Source organism: Humidisolicoccus flavus (assembly GCF_045689595.1).
Lineage (GTDB): Bacteria > Actinomycetota > Actinomycetes > Actinomycetales > Microbacteriaceae > Humidisolicoccus > Humidisolicoccus flavus.
Genome location: NZ_CP142724.1, coordinates 1 through 15,399 on the forward strand (window position 1 = coordinate 1; position 15,399 = coordinate 15,399).

The 15,399-nt window shown below is 63.0% G+C and carries 18 protein-coding genes and 2 tRNA genes; 16 read left to right on the forward strand and 4 right to left on the reverse strand.

Translation table 11 applies throughout. The features are described 5' to 3' along the window. Nucleotides 1-54: 54 nt before the first annotated feature. The 5 genes from U2H20_RS00005 (at nt 55) to U2H20_RS00025 (ending at nt 2,956) form a co-directional block, all read left to right on the forward strand. Nucleotides 55-978, forward strand: coding sequence for an NAD(P)/FAD-dependent oxidoreductase (locus tag U2H20_RS00005; RefSeq protein ID WP_430592485.1), 924 nt, complete (start codon nt 55-57; stop codon nt 976-978). An 88-nt stretch (nt 979-1,066) separates the two neighbouring features. Beyond that, nucleotides 1,067-1,141: transfer RNA gene (locus U2H20_RS00010), tRNA-Gln, on the forward strand. Nucleotides 1,142-1,439: 298 nt separating this feature from the next. Then, nucleotides 1,440-1,751, forward strand: a complete 312-nt coding sequence (locus U2H20_RS00015; protein WP_430592486.1) for a hypothetical protein — start codon at nt 1,440-1,442, stop codon at nt 1,749-1,751. Beyond that, nucleotides 1,741-2,082, forward strand: a complete 342-nt coding sequence (locus U2H20_RS00020; protein WP_430592487.1) for a transcriptional regulator — start codon at nt 1,741-1,743, stop codon at nt 2,080-2,082. Before U2H20_RS00015 ends, U2H20_RS00020 begins: the two co-directional genes overlap by 11 nt. Before the next feature lie 49 nt (nt 2,083-2,131). Continuing rightward, a complete protein-coding gene (locus U2H20_RS00025; RefSeq protein WP_430592488.1) occupies nt 2,132-2,956 on the forward strand; it encodes a hypothetical protein in 825 nt (274 codons plus the stop codon). 12 nt (nt 2,957-2,968) lie between these two features. Here the strand turns inward: U2H20_RS00025 and U2H20_RS00030 are convergent, their stop codons facing one another. The 3 genes from U2H20_RS00030 to U2H20_RS00040 all read right to left on the reverse strand — a co-directional run bounded on the left by U2H20_RS00030 (nt 2,969) and on the right by U2H20_RS00040 (nt 5,048). After that, entirely contained in the window at nt 2,969-3,868 is a 900-nt protein-coding gene (locus U2H20_RS00030; RefSeq protein ID WP_430592489.1) for a M23 family metallopeptidase, read from the reverse strand. Continuing rightward, nucleotides 3,865-4,410 carry an ArsR/SmtB family transcription factor gene (locus U2H20_RS00035; RefSeq protein WP_430592490.1) on the reverse strand — a complete coding sequence of 182 codons (546 nt, stop codon included), beginning with the start codon at nt 4,408-4,410 and terminating at the stop codon, nt 3,865-3,867. Before U2H20_RS00035 ends, U2H20_RS00030 begins: the two co-directional genes overlap by 4 nt. A 62-nt stretch (nt 4,411-4,472) precedes the next feature. Beyond that, on the reverse strand, nt 4,473-5,048 hold the full coding sequence (locus U2H20_RS00040; protein ID WP_430592491.1) for a helix-turn-helix domain-containing protein: 576 nt from the start codon (nt 5,046-5,048) through the stop codon (nt 4,473-4,475). Nucleotides 5,049-5,158: 110 nt separating this feature from the next. Here U2H20_RS00040 and U2H20_RS00045 point away from each other — a divergent pair, with 110 nt between their 5' ends. Beyond that, a complete protein-coding gene (locus U2H20_RS00045; RefSeq protein WP_430592492.1) occupies nt 5,159-6,154 on the forward strand; it encodes an NAD(P)/FAD-dependent oxidoreductase in 996 nt (331 codons plus the stop codon). Beyond that, nucleotides 6,151-6,930 carry a class I SAM-dependent methyltransferase gene (locus U2H20_RS00050; RefSeq protein ID WP_430592493.1) on the forward strand — a complete coding sequence of 260 codons (780 nt, stop codon included), beginning with the start codon at nt 6,151-6,153 and terminating at the stop codon, nt 6,928-6,930. Before U2H20_RS00045 ends, U2H20_RS00050 begins: the two co-directional genes overlap by 4 nt. Nucleotides 6,931-6,937: 7 nt before the next feature. On the opposite strand, the gene U2H20_RS00055 is transcribed toward U2H20_RS00050, so the two are convergent. After that, nucleotides 6,938-7,585, reverse strand: a complete 648-nt coding sequence (locus U2H20_RS00055) for an MBL fold metallo-hydrolase (RefSeq protein WP_430592494.1) — start codon at nt 7,583-7,585, stop codon at nt 6,938-6,940. A 143-nt stretch (nt 7,586-7,728) separates the two neighbouring features. On the opposite strand from U2H20_RS00055, the gene U2H20_RS00060 reads away from it, so the two are divergent. The 9 genes from U2H20_RS00060 (at nt 7,729) to U2H20_RS00100 (ending at nt 15,395) form a co-directional block, all read left to right on the forward strand. Then, nucleotides 7,729-7,801: transfer RNA gene (locus U2H20_RS00060), tRNA-Glu, on the forward strand. 76 nt (nt 7,802-7,877) lie between these two features. Further along, on the forward strand, nt 7,878-8,531 hold the full coding sequence (locus tag U2H20_RS00065; RefSeq protein ID WP_430592495.1) for a hypothetical protein: 654 nt from the start codon (nt 7,878-7,880) through the stop codon (nt 8,529-8,531). Nucleotides 8,532-8,644: 113 nt separating this feature from the next. Beyond that, nucleotides 8,645-10,072: a 3-isopropylmalate dehydratase large subunit gene (gene leuC / locus U2H20_RS00070; RefSeq protein ID WP_430592496.1), complete on the forward strand. Its 1,428-nt coding sequence runs from the start codon at nt 8,645-8,647 to the stop codon at nt 10,070-10,072. Continuing rightward, nucleotides 10,072-10,671 carry a 3-isopropylmalate dehydratase small subunit gene (leuD, locus tag U2H20_RS00075; protein WP_430592497.1) on the forward strand — a complete coding sequence of 200 codons (600 nt, stop codon included), beginning with the start codon at nt 10,072-10,074 and terminating at the stop codon, nt 10,669-10,671. The genes leuC and leuD overlap by 1 nt, the downstream gene beginning before the upstream one ends. After that, the gene (gene murA / locus U2H20_RS00080) at nt 10,671-12,035 is read left to right on the forward strand and encodes a UDP-N-acetylglucosamine 1-carboxyvinyltransferase (protein WP_430593640.1); all 1,365 of its coding nucleotides are present in this window, start codon (nt 10,671-10,673) and stop codon (nt 12,033-12,035) included. Before leuD ends, murA begins: the two co-directional genes overlap by 1 nt. A 5-nt stretch (nt 12,036-12,040) precedes the next feature. After that, nucleotides 12,041-12,781: a lysophospholipid acyltransferase family protein gene (locus tag U2H20_RS00085; RefSeq protein ID WP_430592498.1), complete on the forward strand. Its 741-nt coding sequence runs from the start codon at nt 12,041-12,043 to the stop codon at nt 12,779-12,781. Beyond that, a complete protein-coding gene (locus U2H20_RS00090; protein ID WP_430592499.1) occupies nt 12,774-13,775 on the forward strand; it encodes an NAD(P)H-dependent glycerol-3-phosphate dehydrogenase in 1,002 nt (333 codons plus the stop codon). The genes U2H20_RS00085 and U2H20_RS00090 overlap by 8 nt, the downstream gene beginning before the upstream one ends. Next, nucleotides 13,775-14,860 carry a D-alanine--D-alanine ligase family protein gene (locus tag U2H20_RS00095; RefSeq protein ID WP_430592500.1) on the forward strand — a complete coding sequence of 362 codons (1,086 nt, stop codon included), beginning with the start codon at nt 13,775-13,777 and terminating at the stop codon, nt 14,858-14,860. Before U2H20_RS00090 ends, U2H20_RS00095 begins: the two co-directional genes overlap by 1 nt. A 145-nt stretch (nt 14,861-15,005) precedes the next feature. Continuing rightward, complete coding sequence (locus U2H20_RS00100; RefSeq protein WP_430592501.1) at nt 15,006-15,395, forward strand: VOC family protein; 390 nt, start codon at nt 15,006-15,008, stop codon at nt 15,393-15,395. The last annotated feature ends 4 nt before the right edge of the window (nt 15,396-15,399 follow it).

A 15,399-nucleotide genomic window follows, 5' to 3' on the forward strand; every position in this document is an offset into this window, starting at 1 on the left:
GCTCGCTCGACTCCAGAAACTGGCAGGCAGATTGTGAACGATGTCGACGTTGTGGTGATCGGCGCAGGCCCAGCAGGCCTCGCCGCAACCCTCAATCTCGCGCGCGCGCACCGTTCGGTGGCGCTACTCGATGCGAACCGGCCTCGCCATGCGGCGACGCTCGTTTCGCACGGATTCATCACCCGCGACGGCACACCGCCGCTCGAACTCCGCAGCATGGGCCGCGAAGAGGTGCTGCAGTACAGCACCGTGCACTACGAGAAGACGATCGTGCACTCGATCACGCCCGTCGGCGACAAGTTCATGGTCATCGCGAAGCGCCAGGGGAGTGCTGAGCAGAGCGAGATCCGCGCGAGCGCCGTGCTGCTCGCGACCGGGCTCACCGAGACGCTGCCGGTCGCACAGATGGTGCGTCCCTGGTACGGCACGAGCCTGCACTCCTGCATGGACTGCGACGGCTTTGACAAGCGTGGGCAGAAGCTCGTGCTGATCGGCGAAATGCACGACCTCGCAATGCGGGCGCTCGTGGTCTCGCGCCACACCGACGACCTCCTGGTGTGCACGAACGGCTCCGATGTGCTGAGCGAGAGCGATGAGGCGATGCTGCGCGAGCGTGGCATCAAGATCGCGCGCGGCAAGATCGAAGCGATCGAGGGTGACCGCGGCGGTATGCAGGCGGTCGTCGTCGACGGCGAGCGGTTCGAGCGCACGGCCGGATTCGTGCGGCCCGAATGGCACGCACCGCTCGGCTACGCAGAGGGCCTTGAACTCGAGCTCGACGAGCACGGTCTCGTCATCGTCGACACGAAGCAGCGAACGAGCCGTCAGGGCGTTTTCGCTGCCGGTGACATCACTCCAGGGTTCCGCCAGATCGCGGTCGCCGCAGGTGAAGGGACGATTGCAGCGAGCGTCATCAACCGCATGCTCATCGAGCGTGAAGTGATGGGCACTCACCGCAGTTCGCCGCTCACCGCGTAGCGGCACGCCCGGGATGCACGGGACGCGGCGCTCGATTCGCAACGTTGGCGTTCATCCGGTATGCTCGTGAGTCGGCCCGCAAGGCCATTGGGGTATGGTGTAATTGGCAACACGACTGATTCTGGTTCAGTTGTTCTTGGTTCGAGTCCAGGTACCCCAGCCAGCAACTCCTTTGATTCACTGAATCAAAGGAGTTTTTTGTTTGCCTTGGTTTACTGCGTCTGCCGCTGCTTCATTTGAAGTTACTTGCCAAGGCGGCAACCTAAAGAGTAAGTTGTCGATATGGCAACTGACTTTGATCCCAGTGCACGCGACGCGGACGACGCGCTCCGGACGCTGCACACCGATCGGCAGCGCTTGGCGCAAAGAATTCGCAGCCCATGGTGGTACTACCCAGTTGTTGCGGCTCTCGCTGCAGCGGTCGCAATCGCACCCGGACTCTCAGATGAGACCGGGGAGCGGTGTGGACGACGAGCATCATCGCGGTCGCGGTCATCCTGATCGCAGTGCTTCCGATGCTCGCTCGACGAGACGGTGTCTCGCCACTCACCAGGCCACTCAGTCGTAAGGCGCTGCTCTTGCTCGCGTCGCAGGTTGGTTTGTTGGTCGTGCTCATGCTCGCGTCGGGGATGGTCAGCAAGCTCGCGGCGCATGGTGCCTGGCTGATTCTTGTTGCAATCGTGGCTTTTGCTGGCATGTGGATGCTCGGGCGACTGTACGATCGCGCCCAGTTGGTTGCAATGAACGGACAGACTCCCCGCGATGAAGCGTGACACTTCTGCAAGGTTCGACGACTTTCTTCACTCGCCGGTGCGACTGCGAATTTGTGGGCTCCTGAACAACGCGGACAAAGTCGAGTTCCAAATTCTTCGAGCTACACTCGAACTCACAGATGCGCACCTTTCGAAGAATGTGAAAGCGCTAATCGATGGTGGCTATGTCGCCGCAGAGAAGCGGGCCTCGCAGGCGCGAGGAGATGCGCGACGTCTCACCTGGCTCTCCTTAACTCCCCAGGGTCGTACTGCGTTCGAGCGGCACTATCGCGCCCTCAATGAGATCGCCTCAGGAGGCTTTGCCCCGGATGGCGCTGCCTCGGGACGCTAGCTTGGTGAGCGGGTGGAACTCGAGACGCCGGCCTCGATAGCGTGGAGGTATGAGCGACGACGCGAACTCCACGGGGCCAGATAACACCGGACCAGGCAGCACGGGCCCGAACAACTCCGGTCCAAGTTCTGTGGGGCGCGATTCTGCATCAAGCCAGTTGGCGCTCATTGATGAAATGCGGAACCGTAACTTCGCCCGGCTCGTGACGCCTCGTCGCTTCTGGGTGATGGTCGGGCTTTTGGTCTCGATCCTCGCGCTGTTTCCATATTTCTCGTTGCTGCCGATCGCGCTGCAATTCGCGGTCCCTGTCGGACTCATGCTCGCAATTGCGATCGGCGCATCGTGGCGCCAGCCGCGCGCTCGTCGACAGACGCGGATGACGGCTCGCTCCTACGCGGAGGTCGCGGTCCTCGCGCTCGTGGTTGGAGTGCTTGGGGCTCTTTCGACGGCGTCGTCGGCTGATCCGACGCTCTGGTGGGCGCCCGCTGTGATCGCGGTCCTCGTCGTGCTCGTGGTGGCTGCGGTTGGGCCGCAGTTGGAGAAGGGTTGGGCGAAGCGTGCGAGCGAACAGAACAGCCGAACTTCGACAGAAGCATTGCTGGTTCCGAGCCTGAGCGACCCGGATCGGCTCACGCTCGCAGTGCTGCTCGATCCGGTCACGGAGCAAAAAGCTTCAGATCTCCTGCCGTTCACGCAACAACACGAGCGTGACTTCGACGCGAACTTGTCGGTGATGGAACGAGAACGCTTCGTGACGCTTCGCGAGAGTGTTCGGCGAAGCAACGACGATGTTTGGATTCGACTCACTGAGACTGGTCGTCGAGCGCTCGACAGCCACGTGCGCGCGCTGAATGCTGCGATGGCGAGCAAATAACCTGCAATAAGCTCACCGATCGGTGTCCGCGGTTATTTCTGAACCGCTCCCAGCAACCATGTGCTCATCATTCGCGGGGAGACCCGCGTTCGATTCCGCAGATCCTTCGATCGAGATGCCCGCGAACGCCATCGCGATTCCTTGCGCGATCCAGGGTGACTTTCGGTCCATCAACTGCGCGTGCATGTGCGGTTCGCTGCTGTTGCCCGAGTTGCCGCAGCGAGCGATCTGCTGACCGGTGCTCACTCGGTCGCCAACTCGCACCGTCACCGACCCCTGTTGCAAATGGGCGACGGTCGCGAATACTCCGTCATCGCTTCGGATAGTCACGTGATTCCCGAGAATGAATCCGGGGCCTCCGAGCTCGCGAACGGCTCCCTCGGCCATCATGTAGGCGAGCCCGAAGTGATTCGAGCGCGCGCGGTGGTCGCGACGCCATCCGCTCGCGGCGACAACCACGCCGTCGATCATTGCGAGCACGGGTTGCCCGAAGGCGGGGTACTCGTCAGAGGCGCGCATTGCAGGCCCAGTGCCGTAGGCGGGTCGGGCTTCATCGCTCGGTTCGAAGACGAGGTCGATCGCGTAGGCCTGACCGTAGGCGCGAAGACCATGGCTCGGCACCTTCGTCGCGGGGCTGTTCATGCCTCGCCAGCGCCCCTGCACGGGCGCCTGCAAGGTTCGAGTCTCCGGTTTTGGGAGCGCTGACGGCCCGGCGAACACGAGCAGCAGGCTCACAACGATGAGCCCCATCGCGCCGAATGCGAACACCAGCCGAACGGTCACCCACTGCTCGCCGGAGAAGTTCTCGTCGAGCCCGGTCAGGCTCAGAAGCAGATTGAGCATGAGGATGCCGGCCGCGATGAACATGAGCGCACCGCGCACGCGGTAGACGGCAACGATTGCGCGCTTCATCGCTGCGCTCCGCTCACGCAGGCGAGCAGCGGCACGATGCGGGCCGCCGGAATCTCGTACTCGCCTCGACCCGCCTGCCGCACCCACCCGGCTGCAACGAGCTGACGAAGGTGGTGGTGCAGTTGTCCGGTCGTGCCGAGCGCCTCGATTGCCGCGAGGTCGGAGGTTGCGCGAACGCCGTTCAGCATGTGGCGCAGTAGCTCGATTCGCACGGGGTGGCCGAGCGCTGCGAATGCCGATGCCTGTGGCTCCCAAGACGATTCGATCAGCCCCGCCGAGCCATCGGTCTGCTGCCACGCGACAGGGCTTCCGTCCGGGAGGGTGAGCGAACCTGTGATGACGACCGCGCCGTCGATGGTCGAGGCGTGATCAGAGAGTCGATTCTGGAGCCCATTGAGCGCCCAGAAGCCGTCGTGGTCGTGCGTCGGAGCTGTGGCGGTCGTTGTAGCGGCGGATGCGCCGGCCGTCAATCGAGCCTCGAGGGATTCGACTCGTTCGGTGAGGGCGCGAAGTTCATTCTGGAGCTCTTGGTGATCAAGCATGCGCCCATAATACGGAATTACGGAGTAGCGTACAAGTGACTTGCAGTACGTGCGTCTTCGTTTCAGCGCCGTTCCGGCTCCAGATCTGCCGCTGCGTGGGTGTGCATGCGCTCGCCGTCGCCGTTGAAGATGCTCAGGATTTCAACCGGGCTGTTTCCCGCTGCATTCATGGCATGCGGCACTCTGGTATCGAACTCAGCGGCCTCGCCTCGACTCAGGATGAGGTCCTGCTCGCCGAGCCGCAATCGCAGTTTGCCGCGGAGGACATAGAGCCATTCGTAGCCATCGTGCACGCGAAGACTCGGCAGGGTGTCGGTGGGGGAATACGTAATTTTAAAGGTGTGGATCGCAGAGCCCTCCGGGGCGAGCGGGGTGACTTCAAGGCCATCGCGGTGCGTCGTTGGTCGTCGGACGCGGGGATCGCGGACCTCTGGTTCGATGAGGTCGTCGATGCGGATTCCGAGCTGACGGGTCAAGGGCACGAGGAGTTCGAGCGAGGCCTGGCGTTTTCCTGACTCGAGGCGCGAGAGCGTGCTCACCGACATTGCGGACGATTCTGCAAGCTCTTGCAGTGTCAGGCCGCGGTCTTGGCGGGCTGCGCGCAAGCGATTGCCGAGGTGTTCGAGTTCGTGAGCCATGCGGGGTCCTTCGCGATTCGGTCGATCCGGTTCGGGTTGCCGAACGGGGACGGTTTGCCAATTCAGCAAACTTGTTTGCTAAACCTTACACCTCGGCGCACACTGGGTCCATGAATCAAAATTCACAGTCACTTGGGCAGCCACCACAGCAATGGGACGTCGTCATTCTCGGGGGTGGTGTTGCGGGCCTCAGCGCCGCGCTCATGCTCGGGCGAGCAGGGCGTCGAACGCTGGTCGTCGACGAGGGGAACCCTCGTAACCGTTTCGCGTCGCACATGCACGGCGTCCTCGGCAACGAGGGCACGCCCCCATTCGAACTGCTCTCGCGAGGTCGCGGAGAGGTCGCAAAGTACGGGGTCGAGTTCGCCGAGGGATCTGCAGCAGCGGTCCGCGATGCGGAGGACGGCCTCGCGATCAGGCTCGCCGACGGCGCGGAACTGCACGCTCGAGCCCTCGTCGTGGCGACTGGAATGACCGACGAGCTGGCGCCGATCCCCGGTCTTGCAGAGCGATGGGGTAAAACGGTTCTGCACTGCCCGTACTGCCATGGGTGGGAAGTTCGCGGTCAGAGGCTCGGCGTGCTCGCGATCTCTGCAATGGGCGTGCACCAGGCGCAACTCGTTCGCCAGTGGAGCGAAACCGTCACGCTCTTCACGAATGGCCTCGACATTCTCGATGAGGCCACGATCGCTCGGCTGCGTTCGCGCAACGTCGAGATCGTCACTGAACCCGTCGTTGAAATTCGTGGTGACGGTGACGCAATGTCGGGAGTTGCCACGGCAAACGGGAGCGTCGTCCCAATCGGCGCCCTCTTCACTGCGGGCGTTGCACGGCCGCACGACGACTTCCTCGAGGATCTCGGGCTCGAACGCACTGACAACCCGATGGGGAACTTCCTCCAGGTCGACCCGTTCGGAAAGACCAGTCATGGCCGAATCTGGGCGGTCGGCAACGTTGCGAACCCGGGTGCAACCGTGCCGGTGTCGATGGGAACCGGCTCCATGGCAGGAGCCATGGCGAACGCGGTGCTCATGACCGAGGACTTCGACCGAGCCGAAGCAGCGTCAATCGATGCTGATTCCGAAACGGTCGGGGCGCAATCGTGAATCAGGAGCACGAAGTCCCGTCAGGCGAATCGGTCTCGCCGAAGGAATTCTGGGAACAGCGATACGGAACGAAGCCGCGCATGTGGTCCGGTCACGTCAACACTGCGCTCGCGAGTGTCGTGGCAGATCTCGTTCCAGGCAGTGCGCTCGACATCGGATGTGGCGAAGGCGGCGACGTCATTTGGCTCGCGCAACACGGCTGGAACGCCATCGGCGTCGACATTTCGGAAACGGCGATTGCTCGAGCGAGCGCCGCGGCCGATGCTGTCGGACTATCCCGAGAGCAGGCGGGCTTCGTCGCAACTGATGTCACGCAGGCGGGCCGATTGGATCGTGCCTTCGGATCAGAAGAGCAGGCATCCGCGGCCCTGCATGCCTCTGGATTCGACCTCGTGACGTCGAGCTTCTTCCAGTCGCCGGTCGAGCTCGCACGCACCGAGATTCTCCGCGCCGCGGCAGAGCGAGTTGCACCCGGAGGGCACCTCTTGCTGATCGCGCACGCCTCTGCGCCGAAGCCTCCCGCAGGCTCAGCGCACAATGCGAGCGCGGAGCACGACGAGGCGGAACACTCGCACGGCGCTCGGCAGTCGCTCTTCGTGACGCCGTCGCAGGAGTTGCGCGCCCTCGCACTCGATGAGGCGGAATGGACGGTCGTCATCGCCGAATTACGGCCGCGCATTGTGACTGATCAAGAGGGTCGAGCGGTCTCGATCGACGATTCGGTTGTACTGCTGCGGCGTTCGGGTGAATCACCGGGAGCGCGCGCCGCGAAGTAAGGTGCGGTTACGCTGCGCGCTCTGCCACGTCGAAGGAATCGCCCGCAGTGACAAGCCGATGCGTGCCGCCGACTTCCTCGACGGCGCCGCGAATCCGGTCATTTGCGAATCCGAGTCCCATCTCTGACAGCGTGCCGACGTGCGTTGCGAAGGTCTGCTTCGGGCGCACCGCCATGACGAAGTCCATGACCTCGCTGACTTTCAGCCAGGGAGCGCCCGCTGGGGTCGCGAGTACCTCGACCGGCTCGAAGGGCAGGGCGTACGAGTCTCCGGGGTAGTAGAGGGTGCGGTTGACGAGCACGCCGACGTTATCGATCACGGGAATCGAGGGGTGGATGACCGCGTGCTTGCCTCCGAAGAAGCGGAGGGTGAAGGCGCCGATCGTGACTTCTTCGCCAGGTCGCACGACCGTGATGTCGAAACCGTTCGCCGCCTCGACGACGCCTTCGGGCGCGTAGATCGGTGCGTCGGGGTGTGCTTGCTGCAGGCGGGTGAGGTGCGCTGCCTCCCAGTGGTCCGGGTGCGCATGAGTGATAACGATCGCGGTGAGGTGCTCGACCTCGAACTCGCTCGTCTGGTTTCCGGGGTCGATCACGAGCGACTCATCGTCGTTGGTGAGGACGAGGCAGGCGTGCTCTTTCTTCAAAACTCGCATGGCTTCACGCTACGCCGGAGCCGAGCGCTTTGCTACGTCTGCAGGCCTTGTGTTCCCGCGTCTCGGCGAGGTCTGCTGCGCGCGACACTCGGTCATTTTGCGTTCGCGTGCAAATCTGTGGCATGATAAACCGGTTGTTCAAAGGCCCCATCGTATAGCGGCCTAGTACGCCGCCCTCTCACGGCGGTAACGCGGGTTCGAATCCCGCTGGGGTCACAACGCAAGAACTCCCGCTCCGTCTCGGAGCGGGAGTTCTTTTTTGCCACAAAGGTTCGCTCTCTAGGCTGAAGGAATGGCTGTGCTCGAAACCCGCAAGGACCGCTCCGATCGACTTCGACTGCGCAGCATCGTCGCGCTCGGGGCAGCAGCGATCTTCCTTGCAGGTTGCTCCGCGAACGATGAGACGCAGGCTGACCCGACGCCGAGTGCATCGGCAGACATCTCTGCGACCCCGGAGGAAACCGCGGTCGAACCAGAGCAGCCAACCGGGATCGAGATCCCAGAGGGCACGTCGCTCCAGGACGAAGCGGTGCTCGTGCTCACCTCCTACTATCAAGCGCTCGGACAGTTCGACGGTGAGGCAGCCGACCCTGCGATCTTGCAAGACCACGCGAGCCCCCGGCTCATCAACGACAACATCGCGATCCGCAACCAGCGTTTCGACCTCGGTCAACTGCTCGTCGGAACGATCCAGGTGGGGGAGTCCGCGCTCGTCGCAGGTGAACCCGGCGATCTCGATGGCGTGACGCTGCAAAGCTGCATCGATACGAGCGAGTACGTGTTCGTCGGCACTGACGGAAACGAACTCTTTCCCGACGAAGAGCCGAGCACGACGCAGCAGGTGATCGAGACGACGATGTACCGAGAGAGCGAGGCGACGAGCCTCAAAGTCGACCTCATCACATTGCCGGAGTCTCCAGTGGTGGAGTGCGCTCCCGCCGAATAGGCCCGGCCTTGCAGGGGTCGCCCTGAGGGAATCCGCCGCCCCACCCGTGCGTTCCAGTTGAAGGAGCCGCCGCGGGCGTAGAATTGTTTGGATCGACGTTCAAGGAGTACAGCATGGGAAAAACCCTCGCCGAAAAGGTGTGGGACGACCACATTGTCGTCAAGGGCGAAGATGGCGCACCAGACCTCATCTACATCGACCTTCACCTTGTGCACGAGGTCACGAGCCCGCAGGCCTTTGACGGGCTTCGCCAGGCGAACCGCCCGCTGCGCCGCGTCGACCTCACTGTCGCAACGGAAGACCACAACACTCCGACGATCAACATCGACAAGCCGATCGAAGATCCAACGAGCGCAAAGCAGATCCAGACGCTCCGCGAGAACGCGGAAGAATTCGGCGTCCGCATCCACTCGCTCGGTGACAAAGAGCAGGGCATCGTCCACATCGTCGGTCCCCAGCTCGGGCTCACCATGCCGGGCATCACCGTGGTCTGCGGTGACTCACACACCTCAACCCATGGCGCATTCGGCGCAATGGCCTTCGGGATCGGCACGAGCGAAGTCGAGCACGTCATGGCGACGCAGACGCTCCCGCTCAAGCCCTTCAAGACCATGGCGATCAACGCCGAGGGCGAACTCCGCCCGGGCGTGACCGCAAAAGACATCATCCTCGCCGTGATCGCGAAGATCGGCACCGGTGGCGGGCAGGGATACGTCCTCGAGTACCGCGGCAGCGCGATCCGTGCGCTCTCGATCGAGGGCCGCATGACGATCTGCAACATGTCGATCGAAGCCGGTGCTCGCGCGGGCATGGTCGCGCCAGACGAAACCACCTTCGAGTACGTCCGCACCAAGCCGCACGCCCCGCAGGGCGCCGATTGGGATGCCGCGGTCGAATACTGGAAGACGCTCCCGACCGACGACGACGCTGTGTTCGACGCAGAGGTCGACATCGATGCGAGCCAGCTCGAACCATTCGTGACCTGGGGCACCAACCCGGGCCAGGGGTCCTCCCTTTCCGAGACCGTGCCAGATCCCGCGTCCTTCGCTGACCCGCAAGATCGTGCTGCAGCGACTCGGGCACTCGAGTACATGGACCTCACCCCGGGAACGCCGCTGAAAGACATCCGCGTCGACACCGTGTTCATCGGTTCCTGCACGAACTCGCGCGTCGAAGACCTTCGCGCTGCCGCAGAGATCATCAAGGGCAAGAAGAAGGCAGAAGGCTTGCGTGTGATGGTCGTGCCGGGCTCTGCTCGGGTCCGGCTCGACGCAGAAGCTGAGGGTCTCGACAAGATCTTCACCGACTTCGGCGCAGAGTGGCGATTTGCCGGATGCTCGATGTGCCTTGGTATGAACCCAGACCAGTTGGCCCCGGGCGAGCGCTGTGCATCAACATCGAACCGCAACTTCGAAGGCCGTCAGGGCAAGGGAGGGCGCACGCACCTCGTCTCGCCGCTCGTTGCTGCAGCGACCGCAATCCGTGGCACCCTGTCGAGCCCCTGGGACATTGAACCCGCCGTGAACGAGGGAGTGAACTAATGGAGAAAATTCAGACCCTCACCGGGCCGATCATCCCGTTGCAACGATCGAACGTCGACACCGACCAGATCATCCCCGCTGTCTTTCTGAAGCGTGTGACGAAGACTGGGTACGATGACGCGCTCTTCCACGGTTGGCGTCAGGACCCGAACTTCGTCTTGAATCAGCCGCCGTACGCCAAGGGCGGAATTCTCGTCGCGGGCCCAGATTTCGGCACCGGATCAAGCCGCGAGCACGCAGTGTGGGCGCTTCGTGATTTCGGTATCACTGCAGTGCTCAGCCCGCGTTTCGGCGATATTTTCCGCGGGAACTCTGGCAAGCAGGGCCTCCTCACCGGCATCATCACGGAAGAAGAAGTCGAAGCGCTGTGGGCCCTTGCCGACCAGGAGCCGGGAATGCCGGTGACGGTTGATCTTGTTGAGCAAACTGTGCAGGCCGGTTCATTCTCCACGAAGTTTGAGATCGACCAGTACATTCGTTGGCGGCTCCTCGAAGGTCTCGACGATATTTCTCTGACGCTTCGCAACGAGCAAGCAATTACGGATTTCGAGGCGAGGAGAGAAGCATGGCGACCCCGAACACTTCCGGTTCAGCACTGATGAACGATCTGGAGAACTTCGCGAAGCGCTCAGGCGCAGGCGTTGGCCTCGACGCCGACCGCATCACGATTCGCGGCGGCAAGCCACTTCGCGGGCGAATCACCATGAAAGGCGCGAAGAACCTCGTCACGAAGGCGATGGTCGCGGCGCTCCTGGGCGATGGCCCGAGCGAACTCCGCAGCGTTCCGAAGATCAGCGACGTTCGCGTTGTACGTGATCTGCTGCAGATTCACGGTGTGCTGATCGAGCGCGACGGCGACAACCTCCGCCTCGACCCCTCGAACGTTGAGAGCGCGCACATGACGGAGATCAACGCGCACGCTGGCTCCTCGCGTATTCCGATCCTCTTTTGCGGCCCTTTGCTGCACCGCCTCGGTGAAGCGTTCATTCCCGACCTCGGCGGATGCCACATCGGCGACCGCCCCATCGACTTCCACCTCGAAGTGCTCCGGAACTTCGGCGCCGTCGTTGAGAAGCTCCCAGAAGGCATCCGCATGTCGGCGCCCGACGGTCTCTCCGGTGCAAAGGTCGCGCTCCCATACCCCTCGGTCGGCGCAACCGAGCAGGTGCTGCTGACCGCGGTGCTCGCTCGCGGCCGCACTGAGCTCTCGAACGCCGCCGTTGAGCCAGAGATCATGGACCTCATCGCGATCCTGCAGAAGATGGGCGCGGTCATCCAGGTCGACACCGACCGCACGATCCGCATCGAGGGTGTTGCTCGTCTCGGCGGCTACCGCCACACGGCACTCTTCGACCGAAACGAAGCTGCAAGCTGGGCCTGTGCTGCGCTCGCAACCCGCGGCGACATCTTCTTGGAAGGTGCACGCCAGCCAGAGATGACGACCTTCTTGAACGTCTACCGCAAGGTCGGGGGCGCGTTCGAAGTCGAAGACGACGGCATCCGATTCTGGCACCCCGGCGGCGACCTGAAGCCAGTGATCGTCGAAACCGATGTGCACCCCGGCTTCATGACCGACTGGCAGCAGCCATTGGTCGTCGCGCTCGCGACAGCGAAGGGTGTCTCCGTCGTGCACGAGACCGTCTACGAGCAGCGTTTCGGGTTCACTGACGCACTCGTGAAGATGGGCGCAACCATTGCGCTGCACAAGGAGTGCGTGGGCGGCCACGCTTGCCGCTTCGGACAGCGCAACTACGACCACTCGGCGATCATCTCCGGACCAACGAAGCTGCGCGGCGCGGACATCACGGTGCCCGACCTTCGTGGTGGCTTCAGTCACCTCGTCGCGGCGCTGACCGCAGACGGCCCATCCACCATCTCGAACGTCGGAATCATCGCCCGTGGCTACGAGCGATTCCTCGACAAGCTCACGACGCTTGGTGCCGACTTCGACGTCAACGAGTGAGTCGCATGGCAACGTCGAACGAGCGCAACGGAGCGTTTCGTACCCTCGCGGCAATCATCGTGCCGCCTTGGACCGCAATGGTGAAGTACGAGTTCCGGGGTAAAGAAAACCTGCCGGCCAAGGGCGCAGCTGTGCTGTCGCCCAACCACATGAGCGAGGCCGACCCGATCACGGTCGCGGTTGCCGTCTGGCGCTTGGGGCGTGCACCACGATTCATGGCGAAGGCTGGGCTCTGGAAAGTGCCAGTGTTGCGCTGGGCGCTGCAGTCCTCGGGCCAGGTGCCGGTCGAGCGTTCTGGCTCGACCCGCGCCGCCGATCCGATGAAGGCTGCCCGACAGATCGTGGACAGCGAAAGCCTCGTCATCATCTACCCCGAGGGTTCGCTGACGCGCGACCCAGACCTGTGGCCGATGCGAGGCAAGAGCGGCGCGGTCCGGATGGCGCTGCAGGCCGGAATCCCGCTGATTCCGATTGCGCAGTGGGGCACCCAGAACCTGTTGCCGCGGTACTCGAAGCGGATCCGTCCGTTCCCGCGAAAGAAGATCATCGTCTCGATCGGTGAGCCGCTCGATCTCTCGAAGTACCAGGGCAAGGAACTCACTGGCGCGCTCCTCAAAGAAGCGACCGAAGAGCTCATGACCGCGATCACCGCGCTCCTCGCTGAGATCCGTGGCGAGCAGGCGCCGGAGAAACGATGGAACCCTTCGGAGCACAAGCAGAACGAGACGGGCCGTTTTGATGGCTAAGGTCGCAGTCCTTGGTGCAGGGTCCTGGGGAACCACCTTCGCCAAGGTGCTCGCCGACGGTGGCAGCGATGTCACGATTTGGGCGAGACGTCCCGAGGCAGCACGCGAGATTCGCGAGACGCGTCGAAACACGCAGTACCTTCCCTCGATCACGCTCCCGAGCAACCTGACGGCGACAAGTGATGCAGCCGCTGCCCTCGACGGTGCCACCCAGGTGTTTCTCGCGATCCCGAGCCAGCAGTTGCGCACGACGCTCGCGAACGTGCGAGACCTGATCCCGGCAGATGCCCCAATCGTGAGCCTCATGAAAGGCGTCGAAGGCACGACCCGCTTCCGCATGAGCGAAGTGATCATGCAAGAGCTCGGTGTGGAGTCCGATCGCGTCGCGGTCGCCAGTGGCCCAAATCTCGCGCTCGAAATCGCGAAGGAACAGCCAACCGCGGCGGTCATCTCCTCGAGCAGCGCGGCATCGGCTGCTGCGGTCGCGAAGCTCGCTCGGAACTCCTACTTTCACTCCTTCGTGAACACCGACGTCGTTGGCACCGAGTTCGGGGGAGTGCTGAAGAACCTCATCGCGGTCGCGATCGGCATCGTCGATGGTGTCGGGTACGGCGAGAACACGAAAGCGTCGATCATGACCCGCGGGCTTGCCGAAGTCACCGACTTCGCGGTCGCCCACGGTGCCCAGCGCGCGACATTGCAGGGCCTCGCAGGGCTCGGCGATCTGATCGCGACCTGCGCCTCACCGCTGTCGCGCAATTTCACCGCAGGCCGTCTCCTCGGCCTCGGCTACAGCCGCGAAGACGTGCAAGCACGAATGAATCAGGTTGCAGAAGGCCTTGTCTCCGTCGCGCCGATTGCCGAGCTCGCCGCGCAAAAAGGCGTCGCCATGCCGATCCTCGAACAAGTGCGCCTCGTTCTGGATGGCAAAATGAATCCGATAGATATCGCGCCACATCTCACGACCGACGACGAGCCAGCCTGGGAGCATTGATGACACAGCGACTGCGAGTAGCACTGTTATTTGGCGGTCGCTCAAGCGAACACTCGATTTCATGCGCCACCGCCGGCGGAATTCTGCAGTCCATCGACCGCGAACGCTTCGAAGTCATTCCGATCGGCATCACGAAGTCTGGCGCAATGACGCTGCGCGATGACGATGCGAGCGGACTCGACCTCGAGCACCTTGCGACCCTCGACGACAACGGCACACGCGTGCGCTTGCCGCTCTCCACCGACTCGCGGGAACTCTTCGTCGACGCCGATGGTGCAAGCCGTTCGCTGGGCGACATCGATATCGTCTTCCCGATGCTGCACGGACCGTTCGGCGAGGACGGCACGATTCAGGGTCTCATCGAACTCTCTGGTATCCCGTACGTTGGCAATGGCGTGCTCGCGAGCGCGGTCGCCATGGACAAGCACTTCACGAAAACCGTGCTCGAACACGCCGGAATCTCAGTCGTTCCGTGGGTCACGGTCTCGGCGCGCGAGTGGGCGAACAACCCGGACTCGGTTCGCGAGCGTATCGCTCCCCTCGAATGGCCAGTGTTCGTGAAGCCTGCCCGGGCCGGCTCCAGCGTTGGTGTTTCGAAGGCTGCAAACCTCGAGGAGTTCGACGCTGCAATGTCGATCGGTCTCGCAGAAGACTCGCGAGTGCTCATCGAACGCGCGATTCATGGTCGTGAGATCGAGATCGCGGTGCTCGGTGGCCGCGACGGCGGTGCGCCTCGCGCATCTTTGCCCGGCGAGATCGTGATCACCGGCGATGGCTTCTACGACTTCGCCTCGAAGTATGAGGGCGCGAGCGGTATCGAGCTGGAATGCCCGGCGAAGATGGACGACTCCCTCCGTGAACAGTTGCAGTCGACCGCGATCCGTGCGTTCGAGGCCATCGAGGGTGCGGGGCTCAGCCGGGTCGACTTCTTCGTCGATGGCGATCAGGTCATTGTGAATGAGATCAACACGCTTCCCGGGTTCACTGAGATCTCGATGTTCCCCGTGTGCTGGGCCGCAACTGGGCTCACCTACACCGAGCTCATCTCCGAACTCATCGACCTCGGGCTCAGCGAAACGCGCTAATTCGCTCGGACTGACCGTTCGGACCGTCGCTCGATGCTCGATGCGCGCGGCCCTGAGCGACCACCTCTTGCCTTGTCGGGCTGCCGAGAGCAGAATCGACGCACCAGCGTGCACCAATGGCGGCGCATGCGGTGAGGAGGTTCTCATGGCAACGATCGACTCCGGATTCGGCGGCTTTGCCGCTCCTGATCTCGACGCAATCGAGCATTTCTACGGGAACGTGCTCTCTGTGCAGGTCAGACGCGATGCACAGATGGGGCTCGTGACGCTCCTGCTTGGCGACGGCGAAGTCATGATCTATTTCAAACCCGATCACGCTCCCGCGAACTTCACGGTGCTCTCTCTCGTCGTTTCCGACCTCGACGAAACCGTTCGTGATCTCGCAACAAAAGGTGTCGAGTTCGAACGGTACGAAGGATTCGAGCACGACGAACTCGGGATCGTGCGGGACCCGAGGGGGCCAGCTATCGCCTGGACTCGCGATCCCGCGGGCAACATCGTTTCGATCCTCGAGGGCGACGAGGAGTTCGAGTAGCGGC